Raw genomic sequence first — 9907 nt, 5'->3', positions numbered from 1 at the left:
CGCACATGGTTCTTCACCGTGTTCTCGCTGATGAACAACTCCTTGGCGATGTCGCGGTTGTTCATCCCGGTGGCGACCAGCTTCAGCACCTCCAGCTCGCGGTCGGTGAGCCGGGGAGCGGGGACCAGGCGGCGTTCGTCCGTGCGCTGGATCATCGACTTGAACTCGGTGAGCAGCTTGGAGGCCATGGACGGGCTGATCTGCGACTGGCCGTCGGCGACCGCCCGGATGGCGGTGGCCACCTCGTCGGTGGAGATCTCCTTCAGCAGATAGCCGGTCGCCCCCGCCTTGATCGCGTCATAGAGGTCGGCCTCCTCATCGCTGATCGTCAGCATGATGATCTTGGCGCTGGGGGCCACCTCCTTGATGGAGGTGCAGGCCTCGATGCCGCCGCGCTTGGGCATCCGGACATCCATCAGCACGATGTCGGGCAGCAGGTCGGCGGCCTTGTCCACCGCCTCCGCCCCGTCCCCGGCCTCGCCGACCACCAGGATGTCCTCCTCCTGGGCCAGCACGATCTCCAGCCCGCGCCGGAAGAGCGCGTGGTCGTCCACGACCAGGACCCGGATCGGTTCCCCGGCCGCCGTCGCACCCGGTTCCGCGCAGGCGCCGTCGCCGTCGTCCTCGACCGGACCGGTCACGGGTCCGAACCTGTTCGCCATCGTTCCTCCCCCTGAAGGCCATGGCCCCTCGCGGTCTGAGTGCTGCTTCCGCTTCAACCGGTCCGCGATGACCGGCCGTTGGACGCCCGGCCATGATTTCATGCCGGACGATCGGGCGGGGGCTTCCGCGCTCGCACGACGGCGCCCCGGAGGCTCCTCGGAAACTCCGGGGCACCGTCACCGTGAGTGGCTACGACTCAGCCGCCGAGCGCTCCGCCCGCACCGCCGGGCACCTCCTCGGCGAACGGATCCGGATTGAGGTGGATGACGCCGTAGTCATAGCCGTGCCGCCGGTAGACGACACTGGCCATCTTGGTGTCGGAGTCGACGAACAGATAGAAGTCGTGGCCGACCAACTCCATTTCGTAGAGCGCCTGGTCGAGCGTCATGGGAGCGGCGGTGTGCGTCTTCTCCCGGACCACGACCGGGCCCTCGCCCTGGATCTCCAGCGATCCCATGCGGGTCGTCGGGACCTTGTCCGCCCCCTCATCGGCGGTGAACTCCCCACTGGCGTTCAGCTCCGCCCCTCCGGCGGTGAGCGCCACCAGGCCTGCCGGAACGCGTCCGTTGTTCCGGCGGGAGAGGCGCTTGTCGTGTTGCTTGCGCAGCCGCGCCTCCAGCTTGGCCGTTGCCAAGTCCAGGGCGGCGTACGGATCCTTCGCTGCGGCTTCCGCCCGGATCACCGGCCCGCGGCCGCGCACCGTGATCTCCACTCGGTCCGAGCGGTCGGCCTGCCTGGGGTTGGGCTCCTTGGACACCTCCACGTCGAGGCTGATCACCTTGCCGTCGAGCTTCTGGATCTTGTCCAGCTTCAGCTTCTCGACCACGTGATTGCGGAAGCGGTCGGGCACCTCTGTCTTGCGGCCCTTGACGACGATGTCCACGCAGAACTCCGTTCCCGGATGGCTCCGCCGAAGGTGCGAAGCGCATCCCTCTTGCATCAGACCCCGGGGATACCCGAGGCCACCGACACGGCGGTTTCACCTCCTCCTCCCCCAACGGCAAGATCTACATCCCACCGTTCCCAGCTTCTTCGACGGCACCTGAAACGCGCCATTCGGAGATATGAGGCATAGCCTCTGCCATTCCTCACAACCGAACATATCTCGCCCGGAAGCCTGTCGGTACCCCTTACCGCGGTGTACCTCCATTCAGGTGTTCCACCACCGTTTCCATCAGGAACGATGGCGGTTACCGGTCAGTTCCGGTTGACGCCGGAAACCAGGTGCGGCCGGACCCTCGCGGGGCGTTACCGCGACCACCGCCGCCCCCGCCACCGGGCGGCCCGCCGCCCGGAGCGTCCGCGCCGCCTCCAGCAGCGAGGACCCGGTGGTCATCAGATCGTCCACCAGCACCACCGCCCCGCTCCCGGGCCAGTGGCGGCCCGCGTTCCGGGACATGGACAGGGCGCCCGCCACATTGGCCCGCCGCTGCCGGGCGTCCAGCCCGGCCTGGTCGGCCACCGCGCGCCGGTGGGCCAGCACCGGCGCCACCCGGGCCGGCACCCCGCCCCGGCACAGCGTCCGGGCCGCCGCCCGGGCCAGCCGCCGCCCGGCATCCTGCCCCCGTCTGGCCACCGCACTCCGCGCGGAAGGCACCGGGACGAGCACCAGGGGCCCCTCACAGCCCCGTGCGCCCCTTCCCGCGCCTGTGCCACCGGCCCTGCGCACCGCGCCCGCCAGCGCGCCGCCCAGAGGCTCCGCCAGGGTCAGCGCTCCCCGTTCCTTGTGGGCGAGCAGGGCCTGGCGCACCGGGCCCGTGTACCAGGCGGCGGTGTACACCGGCGGCAGCCCCTCCGGCACCGGATCCGGCCAGGCGCGCCAGGCCGGGCGCCCGGCGAGCTCGGCACGGCAGTCCGCGCACAGCAGGGTGTGCGCCGCCCCGCACCCCACGCACTCGGCCGGCAGCACCAGGCCGGTGATCTCTCGCAGCCATCCGCGCATGGGGGCAAGTCTTCCGTCTGTCCCCGGACCGCGCCACCCCTGTGGATAACTCTGGGTAGCGAGCGGCCACTTGGCAGGGCCCGCGTCAACCGAAGCGTCAACCCGGATAGACGGGTGCCGAACCCTCCCCCGGCACCGGCTTCCAGTTGGTGTCCGGCAGCAGCCGCACCAGTCCGCCGTCCCGCTCGGCCAGCAGGGCCTGGGCCTTTCCGGGGGTGTCCGGCGCGGCCACCCCGCCCACCCCCGTGATCCCGGGCAGCGTGGAGGAGTTCGAGGTGGAACCGTCCGTCTCCACGAACTGCAGCTGCGGCAGGCCGCCTTGCTCACTGCCGGCGACCAGCAGCCGGCTGCCGCCCGCCCAGGAGACGCCATCCACATCCACCAGCCGGGGCGCCACCGCGCGCAGGTCCGCCACCGACAGCTCGACGGGCTTGGAGCCGCCGCCGTGCCGGTCCACCCGGCCCAGCCACAGCGCCGTACGGTCGCCCTTGGTGATCAGCAGGGCGATCCGCACCCCGTCCGCCGCCACCCGTACCCCGCTGATCCGGCCGCCGCCCAGCGAGGGCAGCGGCACCTCCTCGGGACTGCCGGTCCCGCCCGGCAGCCGCAGCAGCCGGGGACGGTCCGGGTCCTGGTCGGCGACCCACAGATCGCCCATGCCATCCCAACTGGGCTGGGACAGCCCCGCCTTGGGGCCGCCGTGCACGGTCAGCCGCGCCTCGCCCGCCGAGGCGCCCGGCGTCAGCTCGGTGATGTGCAGCGTCTGCCCATTGGCCGAGACGCCCGCCGCCCGGCGCTCGGCACGGTCCACGGCCACCGAGCGCAGGGGGGCCACGCCGTCCGCGCCGAACGGCCCCGGCACCCGGCGCGGTTCCTCATCGCCGTCCGCCAGGCTCACCAGCCGGTGGTGCCCGTCAATGAAGTACACCCGGTCCGGACGGCCCGCGATCCGCTCCGGCGCGTAGTACTTGGCCTCGTCCCGGTCGAGGCGGCACAGCTCGCGGCCGGTGCCGTTCTGCACCGTCACACTGTTCACCCGGGCCGACTCCTGGGCGGTGTAGAGGAGTTGGGCCGCCATGCGCAGACACTGCTCCTGGCCGGCCCCACGGCCGTCGAAGTCCAGCCGGACCTTGAGCGCGTTGGAGTCGTCCAGCGACAGCCGGTTGCCCTTCAGCCGGGTATGCGGCGGGAAGGCGGTGGCCACCGCCGGGTCCAGCCAAGTGGTCGGGCCGTCCAGCAGCGCGTTCACCGTGGAGGTCACCGGGTCTATCCGCCTGCGCAGATAGACCGGGTCGGCCACCAGGACGTCCCGGCTCTGCCCGTCGCCCCCGGCGCCGAGTTCGGCGAAATAGAACTTGTTGACCGAGCGGTAGATGCGCTGGAAGTCGGAGACCCCCAGCACAAGCCCGGGCGGCGGGGAGTCGATGCGCCACTCGCCGCCCTCCTGGGCCAGGTGGATCCCGGTCTGGAAGGGGCGCTCATCCGGCTTGTAGGCATGCTTGTCGTCAACTCGCGCCAGCTGCTTCCCCGTGAGGGTGATGAGCAGCCCCGACTCCCGGTCGCCGGAACGCTCCCGCCGCACCTTGGGCATCTCGGTGAGGATGGTGGTGGAGGCCGATGGATTCCACTGCTGCCGGGCCGACTTGGCCAGGTACATCCGGGCCGTGGCGTAGTCCGGGTCGTCGCTGGTGGTCGCCTCCAGAAAGCCGTTGACCAGGTCCTCGGGCCGCTCGTTCCGGCGCGGCGGCACCCCGTAGACCCGCACCTGGGAGTCGGCGTCCGCATGCTGGGAGGAGTCCACCGAGGTGACCTCCCCGCTCTCCGGCATGGAGGCGCACCCGGCGAGCAGCGCTCCGCCCGCCACCAGGGCGAGCAGGGCGAAACGGCCACGGCCGCGGTCGCGGTTCCTCATCGCCGCCCCCCGTCCCGCGCCTCGTCCACCGGATCCTCACCGCGCGCCGGGCGCGCCACCACGCGCGCACCGCTGCCCGGCAGGGCCGCCGGGTCCACCACCGGGGGCGGGGACGGCCGCACCGGCGTCCTCGTCTGCGGCGGCACCGGCGCTCCCCGGCCGGCCGCGGACAGCGGCACCCCGGCCTCGTTCAGCCCGCGCTTGCGCCGGGAGTCGTCCGGCTCCAGCGGTATCGGCGAACCACGCAGCACACCGCCCGCGGTGGCCGGCAGCGTCAGCCGGAACTGGGAGCCGCCGCCCGGCTCGCCCCAGGCCTGCAGCCAGCCGCCGTGCAACCGGGCGTCCTCCACCGCGATGGACAGGCCCAGGCCGGTGCCGCCGGTGGTCCGGGCCCGGGCCGGATCAGCCCGCCAGAAGCGGTTGAACACCCGGGTCGCCTCACCGGGCTTCAGGCCCACGCCATAGTCCCGGACCGCCACCGCCACCGCGCCGCCGGCCGCCGCCAGCCGTACCACCACATCCCGGCCCTCGCCGTGCTCCACCGCGTTGACCACCAGATTCCGCAGCACCCGCTCCACCCGCCGGGGATCCACCTCGGCGGTCACCGGCTTCCCGTCGCCCCGCACCAGCAGCCGGCTGCCCTTGCGCTCGGCGAGCGGCAGCGCCGCGTCCACCACCCGCTTGACCACATCACGCAGATCTATCGGCTCGGCCTCCAGCGCCGCCGCACCGGCGTCGAACCGGCTGATCTCCAGCAGGTCGGCCAGCAGCGACTCAAATCGGTCCACCTGCCCGAACAGCAGCTCCGCGGAACGGGCGGTCACCGGGTCGAAGTCGTCCCGGGCCTCATGGATCACCTCGGCCGCCATCCGCACCGTGGTCAGCGGCGTCCGCAGCTCATGCGAGACATCCGAGACAAACCTGCGCTGCATCCGCGACAGCTCCTCCAGCTGCTGGATCTTCACCTGGAGGTTCTGCGCCATCTTGTTGAAGGACTCTCCCAGCCGGGCGATGTCATCCTCGCCGGTGACCTTCATCCGCTCCTGGAGCACCCCCGCCGCCAGCCGCTCGGCGATACCGGCCGCCATCCGCACCGGGGTGACGATCTGCCGCACCACCAGCCAGGCGATGGCCCCCAGCAGCACCACCAGGAACACCCCGGCGGTCGCCAGGGTGCCCTTGATCAGGCTCAGCGACTTCTCCTCCTGGGTGAAGGGGAAGAGGTAGTACAGCTGATAGCCCGTGCCGTCCACGTCATAGAGCCACTTGCCGATCACCAGCGCGGGCTCCCCCTCGTCGGAGGCGCTGCGCTTGATCAGAGTGGGTTCCTCGAAGGCACCGGTGCGGGTGCCGTCCAGCTTCCGGCGCAGATCGGCGGGCACGCTGCGCTCGGGATCGATGTCACCGGAGGCCCGCGGGCCCCGGGTGCCCACATGGGCGGCATCGCCGGCACCGGTGGTCAGCGCCACCACGTAGTACACGCCCTGACCGCCACTGGCCAACTGCTGCACCAGCCCGGTCAGCCAGGCCCCGGCATCCGGATTGCCCCGGCCACCGGTCTGCGAACCGTCCTGGCCACGGCCGTCGGCACCGGCGGCACCGGGATCGGCGGCCGCCCGGGCCGCCTGGAATCCGCCCTCGGCCTGGCTCTGGGCGGCATTCCGCTTGGCCTCCAGCAGGCCGTTGCGCACCTGCCCGATGACCACCACGCCCAGCACCAGCACCACCGCGATGGACATCAGCAGCGTGGTGGCGACCACCCGGAGCTGGATATTGCGCACCCACAGCCGCATCGCGGGCCGCAGCGGACGCCGCACCCAGCGCATATAGAGCCTGAGCAACGGATGGACGGGCGCCGTGGCAGCCCCTTCAGGCAACAGCCGCCCCGCCCGCCACAGCCGCCGCAGCAGCGATATGCCACCCGCCGTCTCCACGGGCCGCCCCGCGCCGCGCTCCGGAGCGGCACCGCCTGATCTCATCTCAGCTGGGCCCGGCCTTGTAACCCACGCCGCGCACGGTCACCACGATCTCCGGGCGCTCGGGGTCCTTCTCCACCTTGGAGCGCAGCCGCTGCACATGCACATTCACCAGCCGGGTGTCCGCCGCGTGCCGGTAGCCCCACACCTGCTCCAGCAGCACCTCACGGGTGAACACCTGCCAGGGCTTGCGCGCCAGCGCCACCAGGAGGTCGAACTCCAGCGGCGTCAGGGCGATGGACTGTCCGTCGCGCTTGACCGAGTGCCCCGCCACATCGATGACCAGGTCGCCGATGGTCAGCTGCTCCGGGGCCGGCTCCTCCGACCTGCGCAGCCGCGCCCGGATACGGGCCACCAGCTCCTTGGGCTTGAACGGCTTGACGATGTAGTCGTCCGCACCGGACTCCAGGCCGACCACCACATCCACCGTGTCGCTCTTCGCGGTGAGCATCACGATCGGCACCCCGGACTCGCCACGGATCAGCCGGCACACCTCGATACCGTCCCGGCCGGGCAACATCAGATCGAGCAGCACCAGATCCGGTTTGGTCTCACGGAAAGCGGCAAGTGCCTTGTCGCCATCGGCTACAAACGACGGCTCGAAACCCTCACCACGCAGCACAATTCCGAGCATCTCGGCCAGTGCGGTGTCGTCGTCGACGACAAGGACGCGTCCCTTCATATCGACATCATCCCATTACCCGATCGTGACCTGTCACACAGCTCCGCCAATCCCGCCTTGGTCACGGGTGAAACAACACCGTTTTCCGTGACAATCGCGGTCACCAGCTCCGGCGGTGTGACATCGAACGCAGGGTTGTAGACCTGCGTCCCCAACGGCGCCACCGGCACCGAAGGAAGCGCTCCCGAGTCGCCCGGCACGGCGAATTCCGTCACCTCATGCCCGGGCCGCTGCTCCACTTCCACACCGGAGCCGTCGGGCGTGCCGAAATCCACCGTGGTGCCGGGGGCCACCACCACAAAGGGAACATGGTGATAGCGGGCCAGCACGGCCAGCGGATAGCTGCCCACCTTGTTGGCCACCGAACCGTCGGCCGTCACCCGGTCCGCCCCGATCAGCACCGCGTCCACCTCACCGGCGGCGAACAGCGAACCGGCGGCGTTGTCCGCCAGAAGGGTGTACGCCATCCCCGCCCGGGACGCCTCATAGGCGGTCAGCCGGGCGCCCTGCAGCAGCGGCCGGGTCTCGTCCACCCACAGCCGGCGCAGCTCCCCGGCTCGGTGCGCGGCCGCGGCCACCGCGAAGGCCGTGCCCTCGCCACCCGACACCAGCGCCCCGGTGTTGCAGTGGGTCAGCAGCTGATAGCCCCCGCCCGGCGCCAGCTCCCCCAGCAGCGCCAGACCGTGCGCCGCCATCCGGGTACTGGCCTCGGCATCCTCGCGGTGCAGCGCCCGCGCCTCGGCGAGCGCCGCCTCGGCGGCCCGCTCGGCGGTTTCCCCGCCCGCCATGGCCCCGCGGTACGCGGCCAGCGCGCGCCGCACGCCATACGCCAGGTTGACCGCGGTGGGCCGGGCACCGGCCAGCATCCCGGCCGCCTCCTCCGCGTCAAAGCCGCGGACGGCCGCCAGCGCCACCCCATAGGCCCCGGCGATGCCCAGCAGCGGCGCACCGCGCACCGCCAGCGTCCGTATCGCCTCCACCAGCGCCGGAACGTCCGTACAGACCAGCTCGACTTCCCGCGCGGGCAGGCGCCGTTGATCCAGCAACACGACCACGGGCCCCTCGGGTGGCTCGTCCCAGCGCAGTGCTGTGACGGCGGAGCAATCGACGGCGTCCTCGGACAGCGCGTAGTGATCGGCCATTAGTCCAGTCTGCCGCGCGGGCAACCAGGTTTGAAGGGCCCCTCGCGCCCTCTCCTCCTTACGAGCCCGGGCCGGCGAAGGGCAGCGTGACACGATGTCCGGCAAAGGCCCGGCCGCCGCACCGGCACACGGGCCCCGAAGGAGCGACAGACCATGAACGACTTTCCGGGCCGGAACTCGCCCGGATCCCCCCGGCCCGAAGAGCAACCGGATGCCGCCCCGCAGCACCCCGCCGAGGTGAGCGACGCACAACCCACGGAGGAAACCCCAGGGACGGACCAGGCCGCGCACGCCTCCCAGTGGGCTCACCAGCAGCCGCCCGGGCACCAGTGGGGACCCACTGCGGGACCGCCCTGGGGAGGACCGCCCCCTGGCGGCCATGGCGGATACGGCGGCGGCCGACCGGGCCCCGGTGGATGGCCGGGCTGGGGGCCCTGGACACCCCCGCCGCCGCAGGCCCCGCAGCCGGGTGTGATCCCGCTGCGCCCGCTGGCCGTCGGTGAGATCGTGCAGGGCGCGATCAACACCACGCGCCGCTACTGGCGCACGGCCCTGGCCATTTCGGCCTGCCTGGCCGTGGTCACCCAGACGCTGTCGACCATAGCCACTGGCCTCTGGTTCGGCGACGCCGTCGACGTGGAGAGCCTCAAGGATTCCGCGACGCCCAGGGAAATCCTGGACGCCATGGGCAGCAGCATCGGCACCCTGGCCGTCTCCGCGGCCCTCGGCCTGATCGGCTCGATCGTCGCCACCGCCATGCTGACCGTGGTCGTCAGCAGGGCCGTCCTCGGCCGCCCCGCCTCCATCGCCGAGGCCTGGCGAAACGCCCGTCCCCAGCTGCTGCGCATGGGCGGCCTGCTCTGCCTGGTCCCGCTCATGATGTCGGCCGCACTGTGCGTGGGTCTGGTGCCGGGCCTGGTGCTCTACGCGGCCGGGGCCGGTACGCTCGCCGGACTGCTGATGGCCCTCGGGGCCCTCGCCGGCACGGCGGCAATGGTGTGGATCTGGGTACGTTATTCGCTGGCGACTCCGGCACTGATGCTGGAAAAGCAGAGTGTTCTCTCCGCCATGCGGCGTTCCGCGAAACTGGTCCGGGAATCCTGGTGGCGCATTCTCGGCATTCAGCTGCTCGGCGTTCTTGTCGCCATGGCGGCAACCACGGTGATCAACATTCCGATCACCATTGTCCAGACCATTGCCTCCGGATCCGTCGAGCCGACCGACCAGCTGACCTGGACTTCGCTCATCATTTCCGGCATCGGCGCGACCATCAGCTCCACTCTCACCCTGCCGGTCATGGCCGGCGTCACGGTGCTGCTCTATGTCGACCAGCGCATTCGCCGGGAATCTCTTGATCTTGAACTTATACGGGCCGGCCGCGAAGAGCAGCAACCCGCCTGAGTCTCTCTCCGGCCTCCTGGGACGCGGGACGGCACACCATCTGTCCGCCCGCGTCCCGGAGAGCGGAGAGCGGCACCAACCACAACCGCCCCTGAACGCAAAAATGCCGTAAGGCCGATCCATATCCTGGACCGGCCTTACGGCTAATAATTGTTCGGCGGCGTCCTACTCTCCCACACGGTCCCCCAT

General features: G+C 71.2%; 8 protein-coding genes. 1 reads left to right on the top strand and 7 read right to left on the bottom strand.

The window, feature by feature from the left end:
• The 7 genes from ACIHFE_RS32540 to mtnA all read right to left on the bottom strand — a co-directional run.
• Window positions 1-662, bottom strand: a 662-nt coding sequence (locus tag ACIHFE_RS32540) for a response regulator (protein ID WP_400112401.1), incomplete at its 3' end; no start/stop codon positions are given.
• 197 nt (window positions 663-859) lie between these two features.
• Complete coding sequence (gene hpf / locus ACIHFE_RS32535) at window positions 860-1546, bottom strand: ribosome hibernation-promoting factor, HPF/YfiA family (protein WP_400112400.1); 687 nt, start codon at window positions 1544-1546, stop codon at window positions 860-862.
• Window positions 1547-1837: 291 nt separating this feature from the next.
• Window positions 1838-2605, bottom strand: coding sequence for a ComF family protein (locus ACIHFE_RS32530; protein WP_400112398.1), 768 nt, complete (start codon window positions 2603-2605; stop codon window positions 1838-1840).
• Between the two features lie 97 nt (window positions 2606-2702).
• Window positions 2703-4517 carry an LpqB family beta-propeller domain-containing protein gene (locus ACIHFE_RS32525; protein WP_400112396.1) on the bottom strand — a complete coding sequence of 605 codons (1815 nt, stop codon included), beginning with the start codon at window positions 4515-4517 and terminating at the stop codon, window positions 2703-2705.
• Window positions 4514-6496 (bottom strand): MtrAB system histidine kinase MtrB, encoded by a 1983-nt coding sequence (gene mtrB, locus ACIHFE_RS32520; RefSeq protein ID WP_400112394.1) that lies wholly within the window; start codon window positions 6494-6496, stop codon window positions 4514-4516. Before mtrB ends, ACIHFE_RS32525 begins: the two co-directional genes overlap by 4 nt.
• A 1-nt stretch (window position 6497) precedes the next feature.
• Complete coding sequence (gene mtrA, locus ACIHFE_RS32515) at window positions 6498-7175, bottom strand: two-component system response regulator MtrA (protein ID WP_229880727.1); 678 nt, start codon at window positions 7173-7175, stop codon at window positions 6498-6500.
• On the bottom strand, window positions 7172-8317 hold the full coding sequence (gene mtnA, locus ACIHFE_RS32510; protein WP_400112392.1) for an S-methyl-5-thioribose-1-phosphate isomerase: 1146 nt from the start codon (window positions 8315-8317) through the stop codon (window positions 7172-7174). The genes mtrA and mtnA overlap by 4 nt, the downstream gene beginning before the upstream one ends.
• A 471-nt stretch (window positions 8318-8788) precedes the next feature.
• Here mtnA and ACIHFE_RS32505 point away from each other — a divergent pair, with 471 nt between their 5' ends.
• Complete coding sequence (locus ACIHFE_RS32505; RefSeq protein ID WP_400112390.1) at window positions 8789-9718, top strand: glycerophosphoryl diester phosphodiesterase membrane domain-containing protein; 930 nt, start codon at window positions 8789-8791, stop codon at window positions 9716-9718.
• Window positions 9719-9907 lie beyond the last annotated feature (189 nt).

Origin of the sequence: Streptomyces sp. NPDC052396 (genome assembly GCF_044593195.1) — a bacterium.
GTDB lineage: Bacteria > Actinomycetota > Actinomycetes > Streptomycetales > Streptomycetaceae > Streptomyces.
This window is presented reverse-complemented; position numbering and strand designations above follow the sequence as displayed.

Bases quoted from the DNA above. Each gene is read 5' to 3' on its own strand.
- mtrB (WP_400112394.1), bottom strand. From the start codon at position 6,496: ATGAGATCAGGCGGTGCCGCTCCGGAGCGCGGCGCGGGGCGGCCCGTG.
- ACIHFE_RS32530 (WP_400112398.1), bottom strand. From the start codon at position 2,605: ATGCGCGGATGGCTGCGAGAGATCACCGGCCTGGTGCTGCCGGCCGAG.
- mtnA (WP_400112392.1), bottom strand. From the start codon at position 8,317: ATGGCCGATCACTACGCGCTGTCCGAGGACGCCGTCGATTGCTCCGCC.
- ACIHFE_RS32525 (WP_400112396.1), bottom strand. From the start codon at position 4,517: ATGAGGAACCGCGACCGCGGCCGTGGCCGTTTCGCCCTGCTCGCCCTG.
- mtrA (WP_229880727.1), bottom strand. From the start codon at position 7,175: ATGAAGGGACGCGTCCTTGTCGTCGACGACGACACCGCACTGGCCGAG.